Raw genomic sequence first — 16,677 nt, 5'->3', positions numbered from 1 at the left:
CTATTTTTATACTTAATTGATTAATTCATATATGGATTATCTTTATAAATATCTGTGATTGGTGCTGCTGGTTTTTGATCATTTTCATCAAAACCGACTACTTCTTTATAAAATGAATACATTAAAACCACTACAATCACATAGAACAAAGGCATTGTAAACAATAATCCAACACAACATAAGACTATACCGAAAATTGCACACACAATTCCAATTCCGATAAAGCTTAAAAATAGTAATAAAAATGATCCAAAATCTTTAAATGCTAATTTCATACTTTTATCTAAAGCTTCTTTGACATCAGCATCAGCAAAAATGATCAACGGAACAGATAATAACCACATTGAAGATAAAATAAAACCTGGTACTATACAAAGAACAAAACCGATGCTTGTTAAAATTTGAAGAATGATTGTGATTAAAAATAAGTTTAAGAATTTACCATTTTTATAGTGTATAAAAATATCATCGAAACTTACCTTCTGCATATGATCATATTTATATGCCATAACGTATATACTATATATAATAGGATAAAGAAAAGCAGATATCAAATTAGTTGCAAATGTTGAAATTCCAAAGTTTGGGTTTGAAAAAGTTTCAGAATAATATTCCATAATTTCTTCTCTATTCCCAGCTTCCATAATGGCTTCAATTTCATCCGAATCAATGGAAGGAACTGGAAATATCATTCCGACTAACAAACTAATGATATAGGATGCGATAGAATAAATGATGATTGCTAAAAAGGCATAACCAAATATTCCTTTCAATATATGCGACAAACCTCCGAACACATGGTTCAATTGCACTTTATATCCTGAATTTAAAAGATTTGCAATTTTATTTTCTGTGTTAACATTCATAACTTTAAGATTGATTATTTTGATAAATCTACAAATTTGTTAAGAAAATGCAAAAGAAAATTTTACTGCCAATATGTCACGATGATTTTGTACTTTTGCCGAATCAATGAATTAGTAAAGAATGCATACAGAAGAAAAACATATAGACGAAGCAAGACAAGGGGAAGCATTATTGACTTTACCAACGGGAAATGCAACGAAGAAATTATTCTTAGAATCATACGGTTGCCAGATGAATTTCTCGGACAGTGAAATCGTAGCTTCTATTTTAAGTCAAGAAGGTTATCAAACCACTCAAAAGGTAGATGAAGCCGATTTAATTTTATTAAACACTTGTTCGATTCGTGAAAAAGCTGAACAAACTGTACGTAAACGTTTAGGAACTCTAAATGCCATTAAAAAACAACGTCCATCAATGAAAATTGGTGTTTTAGGTTGTATGGCTGAACGTTTAAAACATAAATTCTTAGAAGAAGAACATTTAGTTGATATTGTTGTTGGTCCAGACGCTTACCGTGATTTACCGAATTTATTAAACGAAGTAGAAGACGGTCGTGATGCCATCAACGTCCAATTATCGAAAGAAGAAACATATGCTGAAATTTCTCCTGTTCGTTTAGGAGGTAATGGTGTAACAGCATTCGTAACGATTACGCGTGGATGTGATAACATGTGCACATTCTGTGTAGTTCCTTTTACACGTGGACGTGAACGTTCTCGTGACCCACATTCTATTTTAAACGAGTGTAGAGAATTAGCAGAAGCAGGATACAAAGAAATTACGTTATTAGGTCAAAACGTCGATTCGTACTTATGGTATGGTGGAGGACCAAAAAAAGAATTTAAAAATGCCTCTGAAATTCAAAAAGCAACTGCTGTCGATTTCGGTCAATTATTAGATATGGTAGCGACACAATTCCCAGGAATTCGTATTCGTTTCTCAACTTCTAATCCTCAAGACATGCATGATAATGTATTAGAGATGATGGCAAAACACAAAAATATCTGTAAATACATTCACTTACCTGTTCAATCAGGTTCTACAACTGTGTTAGAGCGTATGAACCGTCAGCACACACGTGAAGAATACTTTGAATTAATCGATAAAATTCGTCGTATTGTTCCAGATTGTGCCTTATCTCACGATATGATTGCTGGATTCTGTGGAGAAACTGAAGAAGAACACCGAGATACATTATCATTAATGGAATATGTGCAATACGATTTTGGATACATGTTCGCATACTCTGAGCGTCCAGGGACTCCTGCACACAAAAAAATGCCAGATGATGTAGCTCCAGAAGATAAAAAACGTCGTTTACAAGAAATTATCGAATTACAACAAAAACATTCTGCCATTCGTATGAATTCTTACGTGGGAAAAGTTCATGAAGTTTTAATTGAAGGTAATTCTAAACGTGATGAAAATTTCTGGTACGGACGTAACTCACAAAATGCTGTTTTAGTTTTCCCTAAAGTTGAAGGAACTAAAGTAGGAGATTTTGTAAATGTAAAAGCAAATTCTTGTACAACAGCTACGTTAATTGGTGAAATGATCGTTGAGTAAAATTTGAACACTCAATTGATTTTAATTTTAAATTAATTTCAATCTTATTCATCTTCTAACTCAAAACTTATACTATGGATTCTTTACAAACCATTAAACAACGATTTGGAATAATAGGAAATAACATCAACTTGAATCGCGCTTTAGAAAAAGCGATTCAGGTTGCTCCTACCGATATATCTGTGTTAGTTATTGGAGAAAGTGGTGTTGGAAAAGAATTTATTCCAAAAATCATTCACAACCAATCACACCGTAAACACAATGCTTACATTGCAGTCAACTGTGGTGCTATCCCAGAGGGGACGATCGATTCGGAATTATTCGGACACGAAAAAGGTGCTTTTACCGGAGCTACACAAACGCGTAAAGGCTATTTTGAAGTGGCAGATGGAGGAACCATTTTCTTAGACGAAGTCGGAGAACTCCCATTATCCACACAAGTCCGTTTATTACGTATTTTAGAATCAGGAGAATTCATGAAAGTTGGTTCTTCCGATGTTCAAAAAACAAATGTTCGTGTCGTTGCTGCAACCAATGTAAAATTAAAAGAAGCAGTAGAAAAAGGAAAATTCCGTGAGGATTTATACTACCGTTTAAATACGGTACAAGTTGATTTACCTCCTTTACGTGAACGAAAGGAAGATATCAATTTGTTATTTAGAAAATTCGCCTCGGATTTTGCTTCTAAATACAGAATGCCACACATCGAACTTTCGCCTGAGGCTGCAAATTACATTGCCAATTATCCTTGGCCAGGAAATATTCGTCAGTTAAGAAACTTTGCTGAACAAGTATCTGTGGTAGAGAAAGACCGTGTGATTTCAATTGAAAAAATCATGCAGTTACTTCCTTTGAATAATATGATGCCTACGGTAACCAAATCATCTGAAGGGGGCAAATCTGATTTTATGGAACGTGAATTATTGTTCAAAGTTCTTTTGGATATGAAAAAAGATTTGAATGATTTACGTGCCTTGACATTGGATTTGATCAAAAATAAAGATGTCAACGATTTTAACGGGAATACACAAGAACTAATTCAACGTGTTTACCGTGAAGATGCAACGGATGATGCCACAACATTACCAAGTGTAAATATCTTCCGACCAGAAACCGCACCTCAAAATTTTGCTCAGCCCGCTTATGATTATTCGGATGATATTTATGATGTAAGTCCAATTGAAGAACCAGAATCGCTTTCATTACAAGATAATGAGAAAGAAATGATTAAATTGGCATTAGAAAAGCATCGTGGAAAAAGAAAATTAGCTGCAGACGAACTAGGCATTTCTGAACGTACATTGTACCGAAAAATTAAACAATATCATTTATAAACATGCGTTATATTACCTATATCATCGTTTCGATTTTTACCATTTTCACCCTTTCAGGTTGTGGATCGATGTCCGGAAATTATAGTTTGTCGGGTTCATCGATTTTACCCGAATGGAAAACCATTTATATTTCACCATTCCCAAATAACGCACCTTTAATTAATCCATCGTTAAGTCAAGAATTAAATTTAACGTTACAAGATGCCTTTCGAAACCGTACAAAATTAAATTTAACAGGAACGGAAGATGCCGACTTGGTCATTGAAGGTGAAATTACAGGATATGATGTGGTACCTATGTCGATTCAAGGAAATGATATTGCTGCAGAAAACCGTTTAACGATAAATGTTCGTGTTCGTTACATTAACAATGTAGATGAAACAAAAAGTTTCGATCGTACATTTACGGCTTATGAAAACTTTGATGGAACATTAATGTTATCGGATGTAGAATCATCTATTGTTCCGAATATTATTGATATTATTCGTGATCAAGTTTTTGCAGCTGTTGCAATGGATTGGTAAAAATTTACAATATATTTGAGCATGGCAAGAATAGAATATCTTATTAATAATCCTCAAGAGGTTGAGCTAAGTGACCTTGATTTATTAAATACTGAAATTGAAAAATATCCCTATTTCTATTCATTACGTGCTTTAAAATTATTAGCACTTAAAAAGTCATCCCATACCGATTACGAAAACGAATTACAGTTAACATCAGTTTTCAATAACGATAGAAAACAATTGTATTCATTATTGCATCCCGAGTTTAACGTTAATTTTTCAAACTTTCTGAAAGATGCGAAAGTTGTTGATGTCATCGCATCAAATAATGAGAATGATTCTGAAGTCGAGAATGATTCTAATCTTTCGGATTCCAATGATGTTATCATCGATGAAATGGATTTGAATACGCCTTCTAATGAAACAGAAGATTTTGTTACGTCATCCCATGATTTAGAAATTGAAGATTCAGAATTAAAAGAAGAAATTTCTCAAGTCGAATTACTTTCTACAGAGACTGATGATGACAGCATCGAAACTATTGAATCTTCTGACGAGATAAATCTTACAAAAGATATTCTTTCAGAAACGAACATCAATCTAACATCGCTTGAGGATGTTAAGGAAGAGTCTTTAACGATTCAAGCTGAAACATCAGAAAACATAACTGAGGATTCGTCGAATTACAACCATGAGAATTTGAAATCTGTACATGATGACGATATTAACGCAATGAGTGCTAGTAATGAAACTGTTTTAACAAATAAAATTAAGGAGCACGAAAACATTCATCCTTCAGATGATTTTTCTGATCATATCATAATTGAGCCAACCATAGAATCTATTATTGAAGATTTTAAACTTCAAGAACAATCCATGATTACGGAGGAAATTGGATTGGTAGAATTCGATTTACCTGAAGTGAAAACTCATACTCCATCGATTGAAAATTCTTTAGAAATTGCTCAAGAAGTGTTAGAAAAAGATTCCATTATCGTTAAAGCGTTGGAAGAAACCAAGGAAATCGAGCCCATAATTGAAGAGCATCAACCGGTTATTGAGCAAGTGGATTTAATTAATCGTTCAAAAGAAAATGTGATAACTGATTTTAGCGATGGTGAAAAAGTGACATCTATTGCTCCTTTTCAAATTTTAAATCCAATGGATGAGGTAAAAGGAGGCTATCAAACCGTTGAGTATACGATTCCGGAAAATCATTCGTTATCTACATTAACTGATCAGATCGTGGATGAAGATACTGAAATGGATCACCCCATCCATGAGCTTGAAAAAGAAGAAATAGAGCAAACAATAGAAAAGGTTGTTGAAAAAGAAGATGAAGCCGTTAAAATAACATCGAATGATTGCATTTCGACAGAAAATATAACTCCTTCAGAGAATAAAAATGTTGATACAAATATGCATTCGTTTTCGTTTAATGATTGGTTAAAATTGCCTTCAACCAATTCAATGGAAGCACAAACAGAGAAAGAACATAAGTTTCAAATTATCGATGATTTTTTAGAGAAAAATCCAAAGATTAAACCTTTAAAAAAGCAAGAGGTTCCAGAAGGTAAAGTGGATGCTCGAGAAATAAAGAATACTGATTTCTCTGATTTAATGACAGAAACATTGGCTCAAATCTACATTGAACAGAAACAATACGAAAAAGCAATAAAAGCTTATAAGATATTAATTTTGAAATATCCGGAAAAAAATAGTTTATTTGCAAATCAAATTAAAGAAATAGAAAATTTAAAAAACTCTAAATAAAATGGGAACATTTCAATTTTTCATGGTTGTTATCATGATTTTATGTGTTTTATTAACGTTAGTTATTTTATCACAAAACCCTAAAGGTGGCGGATTATCATCAAGCTTTGGTGGTAGTGGTGGAAGCCAGATGTTTGGAGTTCAACGTACAAATAATTTCTTAGACCGTACAACTTGGGGATTATTTGCAGTAGTAATTTTATTAGTTATTGGAGCAAATGTTTTACAAGAGAACCCAAATGCGATCAAAATTAAACCTCAGCCAAAAACTGAAATTCCTACAGGAAATACTGCTGTACCTACAGGAAATACAACAGCACCTGCAGCACCAGCGCAAGAAGCTACAAAATAAAAATTTTGAATATAACTCAATCAATGCGAACCTTATAGGTTCGCATTTTTTATATGAATAAATTTTATTCCCTAAAAAAAATGATTAAATTTAAAAATATTTAAACCGCAAATTGGAATGAAAAAATTACTCACATTATTATGCCTTGGTAGTTTGGCAAGTTGTTATACACAAATGAATTTAGAAGTAATTGATCAATCCTATAATCATAATGGATGTACTGAAGAAGTAAAAGTCTATACCAATTTCGAAGATTTCGATGAATTTCAAAAAAGCCTGGTAATTCCTGGGCAACGAAATAAACCGCTACAAATTATCGATTTTTCAGACAAAAACATTGCGGTTATTTGCAAAGAGAATATAGACCAATACGATACTTCTAAAGTGGAATTGGTGAAAAAAAACAAATTAAAACTTTATCAATTGAAAGAAGATTACGATCCATCTATCAATTATATTTTAGTTGAATTACCCAAAGAAATTAAACTATTAACACTAGTATATTAGAATTTATGAAATCAAAATTTATTATCTTATCACTACTCCTTAGTAGTAGTACTATTTTTGCTCAAAAGAATTATTGGAAAGAAATCCGAAACAATAATTTCAAAGCTTCTAATTTAATTGAACGTACTTCAGTTCCAAAACAACATAAAACTTTTAATTTAGACTTTGAAGGATTAACAAACGAGTTAAACGCGATTTCTAATCGAGGAGGAAATGCTACGCAGTTGGTAAACATTCCAAATGGAGAAGGGAAAATGATTAAATATGAAGTTCAAGAATCTTCAGTGATGGCCCCAGGTTTACAAGAGCGATACAATACCATTAAATCCTATGCAGGTAAATCTTTAGATGGGAAATCAACGATTCGTTTTAGTATTTCTCCATACCATGGATTAAGTGCTATGATTCATCAAGAAGATCAAATTTCTTACATTGATGCCTATACACAAGATTTAAATACGTATATCTCTTATAATAGAAAAAGTGTTGACAATACACATGATTTTATCTGTGAAACAGATGATATTCATCAAGAACATTTAATCAATCAAGTACCTACAGAAGTTGAGAACAATCGAATAGTGATTGATGGTAAAATGAGAAAATATCGTTTAGCATTAGCTTCAACTATCGAATATTCTCGATACCATATCAATAGAGCAGGATTAAGTAATGGTACAGAAGAAGAGAAAAAAGCCGCAGTATTATCTGCTATGAATGTTGCAATGACTCGTGTAAATGGGATTTATGAAAAAGAGTTCGGAGTAACAATGGAAATGGTTGAAAACAACGACGAAGTGATTTTCATTACGACAGACGAATATACAAACAATAGTGGTTCGGCCATGTTAGGTGAAAACCAAGTCGTATTAGACCGTGTGATCGGATCAGCCAATTACGATATTGGACATGTTTTCTCTACAGGTGGTGGTGGAGTTGCCTATTTAAGAAGCCCTTGTGGAAGCAGTAAAGCTGGTGGGGTTACAGGATTAGGTGCACCAATTAACGATGTATTCTATATTGATTACGTCGCACACGAAATGGGACACCAATTTGGAGCTACACATACATTTAACAATTCATGTTCTGGTAATAGATCTTCTGCAACAGCTGTAGAACCAGGTAGTGGAAGTACTATTATGGCTTACGCCGGAATTTGTGCACCAAACGTACAAAACAACAGTGATCCTTATTTTTCAGTTGTAAGTGTTAATAATATTTATTCTTTCATTACTTCACAAGCGGGAAGATGCTCGGTTGATACTGAAAATGGAAATAATGAACCTGAAATTATATTAGACAAACTTTCTTATCACATTCCTCATTCAACAGCCTTCAAATTAGAAGCAACTGCAGTAGATCCAGATGGGGATGTAATTACATATAATTGGGAACAAACAGATAATCAAACTGCAACACAGCCGCCAGTTTCTACGAATACAGGTGGACCTACTTTCCGTTCTTTAACTCCAAAATCGGATGGTGTTCGTTATTTCCCTAATTTCCAAAATATCTTAGCGAATAAATTAACTGCTACAACTAACCCTTCACCATTCAATTGGGAAGTTTTACCAGCTGTTGCTCGTCGATTAAATTTCGCACTTTTAGTACGTGATAATAACCCAATCGGTGGTCAAACAGCACGTAAAAATGTTGTGGTTAACGTTAAAGAAGTTGGACCTTTCCAATTAACTTCACAAGAAACGACAGAAACTTGGACTGCTGGTGAAGAGAAAACAATTACATGGGATGTTGCTGGAACAGATGCCAATGGAATTGATACAGAGAATGTAAAAATTTCATTATCATTAGATGGTGGTCAAACATGGGAGTATACTTTAGTAGAATCTACACCTAATAATGGTACATATGAATTTACAGTACCTTATGGAATTGGAAATACGACAAATGCTCGTTTAATGATTCAACCAGTTGATAACATCTATTTAGCAGTAAATAAGGTTAACTTTACAATTGATAGCCCATTAGCTGTTGGTGATTTAGATAAATTAGAGGCTGTAACAATTTCTCCTAATCCAACAAGTGGAGAAGTAAATATCGAGTTAAACAAAAACTTTACAAATGTGATTGTTTACGTAAATGATATGACAGGAAAACAAGTTTCGAATTATAACTCAACGAAACAAAATGTAAAATCTCATCACTTAAACTTATCACATTTACCAAATGGGGTTTATATCGTTACAGTAAAAGCAGATGGTGAACAATTTTCTAAAAAATTAATTATTAAGAAATAATATTCTTCGTACAAATGTACATTAAATGTCAGGTTGTCAGAACCTGGCATTTTTTTTTACAATTAACAATTTCAAAATGTCAGAAAATAAGCAATGGCACACTTTTCGAATAGTTAAGAGCACAAACAAACATTACTAAATTTTATAAAAAAATAAAAGATATGTCAGAATTAAACATTAAACCATTAGCAGACCGAGTTGTGATTGAACCAGCTCCTGCAGAAACTAAAACAGCATCAGGAATTATTATCCCAGATTCAGCGAAAGAAAAGCCACAAGAAGGAATCGTTGTTGCAGTTGGTAATGGTAAAAAAGATGAGCCAATGACTGTTGCAATTGGTGACAAAGTGCTTTATGGTAAATATTCTGGTACAGAATTAAAATTAGAGGGTAAAGATTACTTAATCATGCGTGAAGCTGATATTTTAGCAATCATCTAATTAAATTGTAAAAAGTATAATTGTATTAAGTAAAAAGTATAATTAGATTTTTAAATTAATAATAACAAAACCAAGTACTTTGTACATTTTACATCGTACATAATACATTAAAAAAATGGCAAAAGATATTAAATTCGATATTGAATCAAGAGACGCTTTAAAAAGAGGTGTTGATGCATTAGCTAATGCAGTTAAAGTAACATTAGGACCAAAAGGACGTAACGTTGTTTTAGAAAAATCTTTCGGAGCACCACACGTAACTAAAGATGGTGTTTCTGTTGCAAAAGAAATCGAATTAGAAGATCCAATCGAAAACTTAGGAGCACAAATGGTAAAAGAAGTGGCTTCTAAAACGAATGATGTAGCTGGTGACGGTACTACTACTGCAACAGTTTTAGCGCAAGCTATCGTTCGCGAAGGATTAAAAAACGTAGCTGCTGGTGCAAATCCAATGGATTTAAAACGTGGTATTGACAAAGCAGTTGCTGGAATCGTTGCTAATTTAAGAGAGCAATCAGAAGAAGTTGGTGATTCATCAGAAAAAATCAAGCAAGTGGCTTCTATCTCTGCAAACAATGACGATACAATTGGTTCATTAATAGCAGAAGCTTTCTCTAAAGTAGGAAAAGAAGGGGTTATCACAGTTGAAGAAGCGAAAGGAACTGAAACTTACGTTGACGTAGTGGAAGGAATGCAATTCGACCGTGGATACCAATCGCCATATTTCGTAACAAACGCGGATAAAATGATTGCGGAGTTAGAAAATCCTTACATCTTATTATGTGAGAAAAAGATCTCTAACTTACAAGAAATCTTACCTTTATTAGAGCCAGTTGCACAATCAGGACGTCCATTCTTAATCATCTCTGAAGAAGTTGAAGGTCAAGCTTTAGCTACTTTAGTCGTTAACCGTTTAAGAGGATCTTTAAAAATCGCTGCGGTTAAAGCTCCAGGATTTGGAGATCGTCGTAAAGCCATGTTACAAGATATCGCAATCTTAACAGGTGGTACTGTAATTTCTGAAGAACAAGGAATCACTTTAGAAACTGCTACTTTAGAAATGTTAGGTACTGCAGAAAGAGTTGTAATCGACAAAGACAACACAACTGTTGTTAATGGAGCTGGTGATGCTGAGCAAATTAAAGCGCGTGTCAACCAAATTAAAGCACAAATCGAAACAACGACATCTGACTATGACCGTGAGAAATTACAAGAGCGTTTAGCTAAATTAGCTGGAGGTGTTGCTGTATTATACGTTGGTGCTGCTTCTGAAGTTGAAATGAAAGAAATCAAAGACCGTGTAGATGATGCATTACACGCAACTCGTGCAGCTGTAGAAGAAGGTATCGTTGCTGGTGGTGGTGTTGCTTTCGTAAGAGCTTTAGCGACATTAGCTGAAATCGAAACGAAAAATGCTGACGAAGCGACTGGTGTTAAAATCGTTAAACGTGCAGTTGAAGAGCCATTACGCCAAATCGTTCACAACGCAGGTGGTGAAGGTTCTGTAGTGGTTGCTAAAGTTAAAGAAGGAACAGGTGACTTCGGATACAATGCTAAAACTGACGAGTATGTAAACATGATTGAAGCTGGAGTTATCGATCCAACTAAAGTATCTCGTGTTGCATTAGAAAACGCTGCTTCTGTTGCGGGTATGTTAATTACTACGGAAGCTGTTGTAACTGAAATTAAAAAAGATGAGCCTGCAATGCCACCAATGGGTGGAGGAATGCCAGGTATGATGTAATCAAACCTCATCTCATACAAATATAAAAAGCCATCCGAAAGGATGGCTTTTTTTTATCTCCTTTTTAATTTCTACTCTTCTGCTTCTACTCTTCACTATTATGTAGCAAGTAAAATTGATTTTTCAGCCATTTACAGGCCTTTAAATTACCAAATAATCGCTTACAGTATGGGATTCATTTTTTGTCTTTTAAATGATTTATTATATTCCAAATTATAAATAAACATATTCAAATTCATAGATTTTATTCTTTAAGTGCTTTATTTTATGAGAAGATTTACCAAAAAAATTTTTATTCAATCATTCGTAAAAAAACATTTGAAACTAAATCTACAGTAGATGATTTAATTGAATCATTAAATACAATCTAATACCTTTTGTTGTTTTAAACAATAAATAACTAATAATCGAGTATCAAGATATTTATGTAAAATATCATTGATTTTTATTATTGAATTTCTAACACATAAAGCCATTTATTAATAACTTTGTAGTAAATTTAGAAATCAAGATGGAAAAACAACCACAAGAGGTAGTCTTAATTGGTGCTGGAATCATGAGTGCTACCTTAAGTATTATTCTAAAAAAATTAAATCCAGAAATTAAGATCTCAGTTTTTGAAAAATTAGATAAAATTGGTTTCGAAAGTTCTGAAGCATTTAATAATGCTGGTACTGGACACTCTGCTTTTTGTGAGTTAAATTATACACCACAAGGAAAAGACGGAAATGTTGATATTACTAAAGCAATTAATATTGCAAAGCAATTTGAGACATCAAAAGAATTCTGGTCTTATTTAATTGATAATAACTATATCTCTTCTCCTGAAAACTTCTTACGTAAAACTCCTCATATGAGTTTTGTTTGGGGTGAAGATGACGTAAAATTCTTAAGAAAACGATACGAGGCAATGTCTCAGCATCCTTTATTCAAGGACATGCAATATTCGGAGGATTTCGAACAAATTAAAGCTTGGGCGCCATTAATTGTTGAAGGACGTAATCCAAATGAGAAAGTTGCCGCTACCTTTATGGAAATCGGAACTGACGTTAACTTTGGTGAATTAACACGCGAAATTTTCAAAGGTTTACAAGCAAAAGGTGAAATTACTTTAGAAACTTCTCACGAAGTGACAGACGTTACACGTTTATCAAACGGAAAATGGGCAGTTAAAGTAAAAGATTTAAAATCTGGAAATTCTAAACCTGTAAATGCAGATTTCGTATTTATTGGTGCTGGTGGTGGAGCTATCTTAACGTTACAAAAATCGGGTATTCCAGAGTCGAAAAAATTCGGAGGATTCCCTGTAGGTGGACAATGGTTAATTTGTCAAAACGAAGAAGTGATTAAAAAACACTTTGCTAAAGTTTATGGTAAAGCTAAAATTGGTGCACCACCAATGTCTGTTCCTCACTTAGATACACGTGTAATTAATGGTAAGAAATCATTATTATTCGGACCATTTGCGGTTTTCTCAACAAAATTCTTAAAAGAAGGTTCTCATTTAGATTTATTTAAATCAGTGAATTTAGGAAATGTTGGTTTCTTAATGAGCTGTGGTTTAAATAATATGGATTTAACGAAATACTTAATTGAGCAAGTAATGTTATCTAAAGCTCAAAAAGTAGAATCGTTAAAAGAATATTTCCCTGAAGCGAAATTAGAAGATTGGTTTGAACAAACTGCTGGACAACGTGTACAAGTTATCGAAGAACAAAACGGTAAAGGAGTATTAAAATTTGGTACAGAAATCGTTTCTTCTGCTGATGGTTCAATTGCAGCTTTATTAGGAGCTTCTCCAGGAGCATCTACTTCTGTAAGTGCAATGATCAATGTTTTAAATAAATGTTTCCCAGAGTTAATGAAAACGCAATGGAACAAAGAAATTAAATCAATGATCCCTTCATTTGGTGAAGATTTCAATAATGCTCAATTAATTGAAGAAAGTAGAGCTAGAACAAATAAAGTATTAAAAATTAAATAATTTTTAATCTCAACATATAAAAAACGTAATCCTTATGGATTACGTTTTTTTTTGCTTTTCATTCAAGAAATAAAAAAAGGAAAACATTTTATGTTTTCCTTTAGAAGATTTCGAGACTAGACTAATTTTCGTTTGAATTTAATACTTCATACTCTACGTGCATTACTCCTGTATTGGTGTGACCAATTTCATTGAATGCAGCTTGACTTAAGTCTAATACTCTAGATTTAACAAATGGACCTCTGTCATTAATTTCTACAACTACAGATTTTCCATTTCTTGTATTTGTTACTTTCACTTTTGTCCCGAAAGGTAAAGTTTTGTGTGCAGCTGTAAGTTCGTTTTTGTCATATCGATCTCCACTCGCTGTTTTTCTTCCATGGAATTTACCCCCATACCAAGAAACCACACCTGATGAAACTTCAGCAGCTTCTTCAATTGCTGCTTTAATTTTCATTTCATCTTCAGCTGACATACTATCATTAACAGGTTTAATAGTATCATTATCAGCCAGAATGTTAAATCTTTCATTTGGATTTGGCACGATTCTAGCTTGACCCTCAAGTAGTTCGGCTTCCGATCCTCTTAAAATTTTACCATCAGCATTTGCTATTGGAAAAATCATTAACGATGTTACCAACGTCAATATAATTTTTTTCATCCGTTAGATTTTTCTGATTACGTTGCAAATTTAAGGAGGATACCCCCTACTTATTTAGAATAATTCTAATAAGGTATTTTCAAGTAAGAAAAGTGCTCGGAACCATTGTGTAGTAAAGGTTTTACACGAATTGTTAAAAAATTGTTAAAATAAAGACGATTTCCTAAAAATATTGTGATTTGAAGTATTTTTTTAGATATCTCGCTGATTATCAGCGTTTTTTAAATTTAATAAAAATACACATTTATTATCAAAAAAAGCTAAGACATTGATTGTCTTAGCTTTTTTATTTCATTAAAGTGGGATATAAAGAATTACATTTGGTTTAATAATTCTTTTACTTTTTCTGAAATTAATTTTCCTTCTGCTTTACCAGCTAATTTTGATGATGCTGCACCCATTACTTTCCCCATATCCTTAGGCGATGTCGCTCCTACCTCAGCAATAATCTCTTTAATGATGACTTCCAATTCTTCTGAAGATAATTGTTTTGGTAAAAATTGCATGATAACTTCAGCTTGAGCCAATTCTTTTTCTTCTAATTCCGTACGGTTATTGGCTTTAAATTGTTCTGCTGCTTCTTTTCTTTGCTTTACTAACTTTTGTAATAAAGCAATTTCTTGTGCTTCTGTAAACTCACCTCCAGCTCCAGAAGTTTTTGCTAATAATAATTCTGATTTTACAGCACGTAGTGCTTCCAAAGCGATTGTATTTTTAGCTTTCATTGCCTCTTTTAATTGAGACATGATATTTGCTTCTAAACTCATATGATATTATTTTACATCAAATTTACAACAAAAAAAGCTTCAACTGAAGAGTTGAAGCTTTATATAATAAGAATATTGTGATTGAATTAATCTACATTATCGTGTAAGAAGTTATTTGGACGAATCTGAGGTTCATTATTATTGTTTGTACCTAATGATAAGTCAGACGTCTTATTTTCAGTTCGATTAGATAACTGGACTCCTTGTCTTTGATAAGCAGGAATCTGTTCGTACTCATCAACTTGTTGATTCGTCAATTGCGAATTAAATTTAAAGTTGAATTGACGAAGTCTGTTTCTTCTATCTTCAACGGTTTGATCCAATGTTGTATCTGCAGTCTGTTCCATAATTGGTTGAACAGTTTCTTCCTCAACTGCTACAGATGAAGACTTTTGTTGAGACTGCATCGCTGGAACATTATCAATGTTGAAAACTTGAGATTGAGGTGCTTGATATCCTGTATAACTGTTTTGAGGCTCGTTAGACGGCGTTGATGAATGATTTACACCTTGATATGGGTTAGATGTCTGCTGTCCATATCCTGTGCTTTGAGGAGCATTTTGAGATGGAGTTGAAGGAGCAGACTTCAAACGAGGTTCAAAATCATCATAATTTGTTCTTTGCTGTACTGGGGCTACCTCATCATCTTCTAATGTATAACGTACTGTTCCATCAGGAGCTTGTGAATATTCTTGATAATTATTTTGAGGATTAGATGGCTGCTGAGGCGCTTGGTATGATGGAGCAGATTGTGCTGGCTGAGTAGGAGCCGCATTACGTCCAAAATTTAATGAAATTGGATTCACTTTCGAAACAACAGGAACCACACGAGGTTGCGCTTGATTTTCTGTCGATAACGGACGACTAATCGTTTGTTCTTCCACTAAGGTATGAACTACTCTTACCTCTTCTTTCCCTGTGTAAGATTGATCATCTGCTGGAAAACCCGTCGCAACAATTGTTACACTGATAGCATCACCTAATTCTGGATCTTCACCAATACCCATAATAATGTTCGCAGAATTACCTGCTTCATTTTGGATATGATCGTTGATAATACCAATTTCATCCATTGTAATCTCTGTGTTACCAGATAATAACAATAATAATACATTACGAGCTCCCGTAATTTTATTATTATTTAATAAAGGAGAGTCTAAGGCCGACGTAATTGCTTCTTTGGCTTTATTTTCTCCAGAAGCTTTTGCAGACCCCATGATCGCTGTCCCAGAATTTGCTAATACGGTACGCGCATCACGTAAATCGATATTCATCGCATAGTGTTGCGTAATTACTTCAGCTATTCCTTTTGCAGCAGTTGTTAAAACTTCATCAGCTTTAGAGAAACCAGATTTAAATCCTAAGTTTCCATATAATTCGCGTAATTTATCATTGTTGATAACAATTAATGAATCAACATTATTACGTAATTTTTCGATACCCTTTTCAGCTTGTTCTAACCTCATTCTACCTTCAAAATAGAATGGCGCTGTAACAATTCCTACAGTTAAGATACCTAATTCTTTAGCGATACCTGCAATTACTGGTGCAGCTCCGGTACCTGTTCCACCACCCATACCGGCAGTTACGAACACCATTTTTGTACCAGCATCTAAAACAGCTCTTACATCATCGACACTTTCTAAAGCAGCTTGTTCACCTACTTCAGGATTTGCTCCTGCTCCTAATCCTTCAGTAATGGCTTGACCTAACTGAATTTTAGTTGGAACTGGACTATTGGCTAATGCTTGCGCATCTGTGTTACTAATTACGAAGTCTACACCAGCAATTCCTTGCTCGTACATGTAGTTTACGGCATTACTACCTCCACCACCAACTCCAATTACTTTGATTGCTTTCGAATGACTTTTTGGTAGATCAAATAGTACATCACCTGTTAAGATATCACTCATATTCT

The 16,677-nt window shown here is 33.6% G+C and carries 14 protein-coding genes; 10 read left to right on the top strand and 4 right to left on the bottom strand.

Annotated features, from left to right (window positions below):
* Positions 1 to 20 precede the first annotated feature (20 nt).
* Positions 21 to 866 (bottom strand): hypothetical protein, encoded by an 846-nt coding sequence (locus AC1QSP_RS12585; RefSeq protein ID WP_484078989.1) that lies wholly within the window; start codon positions 864 to 866, stop codon positions 21 to 23.
* 121 nt (positions 867 to 987) lie between these two features.
* Between AC1QSP_RS12585 and miaB the strand changes: the two genes are divergently transcribed.
* The 10 genes from miaB to mqo all read left to right on the top strand — a co-directional run bounded on the left by miaB (position 988) and on the right by mqo (position 13,331).
* Positions 988 to 2,433: a tRNA (N6-isopentenyl adenosine(37)-C2)-methylthiotransferase MiaB gene (miaB, locus tag AC1QSP_RS12580; RefSeq protein WP_484078988.1), complete on the top strand. Its 1,446-nt coding sequence runs from the start codon at positions 988 to 990 to the stop codon at positions 2,431 to 2,433.
* Positions 2,434 to 2,507: 74 nt separating this feature from the next.
* On the top strand, positions 2,508 to 3,767 hold the full coding sequence (locus tag AC1QSP_RS12575; protein ID WP_484078987.1) for a sigma-54 interaction domain-containing protein: 1,260 nt from the start codon (positions 2,508 to 2,510) through the stop codon (positions 3,765 to 3,767).
* 2 nt (positions 3,768 to 3,769) lie between these two features.
* Complete coding sequence (locus AC1QSP_RS12570; RefSeq protein ID WP_322970828.1) at positions 3,770 to 4,291, top strand: LptE family protein; 522 nt, start codon at positions 3,770 to 3,772, stop codon at positions 4,289 to 4,291.
* A 21-nt stretch (positions 4,292 to 4,312) separates the two neighbouring features.
* On the top strand, positions 4,313 to 6,046 hold the full coding sequence (locus AC1QSP_RS12565; protein WP_484078986.1) for a tetratricopeptide repeat protein: 1,734 nt from the start codon (positions 4,313 to 4,315) through the stop codon (positions 6,044 to 6,046).
* A 1-nt stretch (position 6,047) separates the two neighbouring features.
* Positions 6,048 to 6,398 carry a preprotein translocase subunit SecG gene (secG, locus tag AC1QSP_RS12560; protein WP_484078985.1) on the top strand — a complete coding sequence of 117 codons (351 nt, stop codon included), beginning with the start codon at positions 6,048 to 6,050 and terminating at the stop codon, positions 6,396 to 6,398.
* Positions 6,399 to 6,515: 117 nt separating this feature from the next.
* Positions 6,516 to 6,905 carry a hypothetical protein gene (locus tag AC1QSP_RS12555; protein WP_322970825.1) on the top strand — a complete coding sequence of 130 codons (390 nt, stop codon included), beginning with the start codon at positions 6,516 to 6,518 and terminating at the stop codon, positions 6,903 to 6,905.
* 5 nt (positions 6,906 to 6,910) lie between these two features.
* Complete coding sequence (locus AC1QSP_RS12550; protein ID WP_484078984.1) at positions 6,911 to 9,163, top strand: reprolysin-like metallopeptidase; 2,253 nt, start codon at positions 6,911 to 6,913, stop codon at positions 9,161 to 9,163.
* 161 nt (positions 9,164 to 9,324) lie between these two features.
* Positions 9,325 to 9,603 (top strand): co-chaperone GroES, encoded by a 279-nt coding sequence (locus tag AC1QSP_RS12545; RefSeq protein WP_177709388.1) that lies wholly within the window; start codon positions 9,325 to 9,327, stop codon positions 9,601 to 9,603.
* Positions 9,604 to 9,718: 115 nt separating this feature from the next.
* Positions 9,719 to 11,347 carry a chaperonin GroEL gene (gene groL, locus AC1QSP_RS12540; RefSeq protein WP_322970821.1) on the top strand — a complete coding sequence of 543 codons (1,629 nt, stop codon included), beginning with the start codon at positions 9,719 to 9,721 and terminating at the stop codon, positions 11,345 to 11,347.
* Positions 11,348 to 11,852: 505 nt separating this feature from the next.
* Positions 11,853 to 13,331 carry a malate dehydrogenase (quinone) gene (gene mqo / locus AC1QSP_RS12535; protein WP_484080407.1) on the top strand — a complete coding sequence of 493 codons (1,479 nt, stop codon included), beginning with the start codon at positions 11,853 to 11,855 and terminating at the stop codon, positions 13,329 to 13,331.
* Positions 13,332 to 13,452: 121 nt separating this feature from the next.
* On the opposite strand, the gene AC1QSP_RS12530 is transcribed toward mqo, so the two are convergent.
* The 3 genes from AC1QSP_RS12530 to ftsZ all read right to left on the bottom strand — a co-directional run bounded on the left by AC1QSP_RS12530 (position 13,453) and on the right by ftsZ (position 16,672).
* Positions 13,453 to 13,956, bottom strand: coding sequence for a septal ring lytic transglycosylase RlpA family protein (locus tag AC1QSP_RS12530; RefSeq protein ID WP_484078983.1), 504 nt, complete (start codon positions 13,954 to 13,956; stop codon positions 13,453 to 13,455).
* A gap of 350 nt (positions 13,957 to 14,306) precedes the next feature.
* Positions 14,307 to 14,759, bottom strand: a complete 453-nt coding sequence (locus AC1QSP_RS12525) for a GatB/YqeY domain-containing protein (protein WP_322970818.1) — start codon at positions 14,757 to 14,759, stop codon at positions 14,307 to 14,309.
* 86 nt (positions 14,760 to 14,845) lie between these two features.
* Positions 14,846 to 16,672: a cell division protein FtsZ gene (gene ftsZ, locus AC1QSP_RS12520; protein ID WP_484078982.1), complete on the bottom strand. Its 1,827-nt coding sequence runs from the start codon at positions 16,670 to 16,672 to the stop codon at positions 14,846 to 14,848.
* Positions 16,673 to 16,677 lie beyond the last annotated feature (5 nt).

The organism is Faecalibacter sp., assembly GCF_057177045.1.
The sequence above is the reverse complement of the archived record's forward strand: the minus strand, read 5'-3'. Positions and strand labels throughout refer to the sequence as shown.

Coding starts and splice junctions, on each gene's coding strand:
- AC1QSP_RS12575 (WP_484078987.1), top strand. CDS start 2,508: ATGGATTCTTTACAAACCATTAAACAACGATTTGGAATAATAGGAAAT.
- groL (WP_322970821.1), top strand. CDS start 9,719: ATGGCAAAAGATATTAAATTCGATATTGAATCAAGAGACGCTTTAAAA.
- ftsZ (WP_484078982.1), bottom strand. CDS start 16,672: ATGAGTGATATCTTAACAGGTGATGTACTATTTGATCTACCAAAAAGT.
- AC1QSP_RS12570 (WP_322970828.1), top strand. CDS start 3,770: ATGCGTTATATTACCTATATCATCGTTTCGATTTTTACCATTTTCACC.
- miaB (WP_484078988.1), top strand. CDS start 988: ATGCATACAGAAGAAAAACATATAGACGAAGCAAGACAAGGGGAAGCA.
- AC1QSP_RS12550 (WP_484078984.1), top strand. CDS start 6,911: ATGAAATCAAAATTTATTATCTTATCACTACTCCTTAGTAGTAGTACT.
- AC1QSP_RS12525 (WP_322970818.1), bottom strand. CDS start 14,759: ATGAGTTTAGAAGCAAATATCATGTCTCAATTAAAAGAGGCAATGAAA.
- AC1QSP_RS12565 (WP_484078986.1), top strand. CDS start 4,313: ATGGCAAGAATAGAATATCTTATTAATAATCCTCAAGAGGTTGAGCTA.
- AC1QSP_RS12555 (WP_322970825.1), top strand. CDS start 6,516: ATGAAAAAATTACTCACATTATTATGCCTTGGTAGTTTGGCAAGTTGT.
- AC1QSP_RS12530 (WP_484078983.1), bottom strand. CDS start 13,956: ATGATTTTTCCAATAGCAAATGCTGATGGTAAAATTTTAAGAGGATCG.
- AC1QSP_RS12545 (WP_177709388.1), top strand. CDS start 9,325: ATGTCAGAATTAAACATTAAACCATTAGCAGACCGAGTTGTGATTGAA.
- secG (WP_484078985.1), top strand. CDS start 6,048: ATGGGAACATTTCAATTTTTCATGGTTGTTATCATGATTTTATGTGTT.
- AC1QSP_RS12585 (WP_484078989.1), bottom strand. CDS start 866: ATGAATGTTAACACAGAAAATAAAATTGCAAATCTTTTAAATTCAGGA.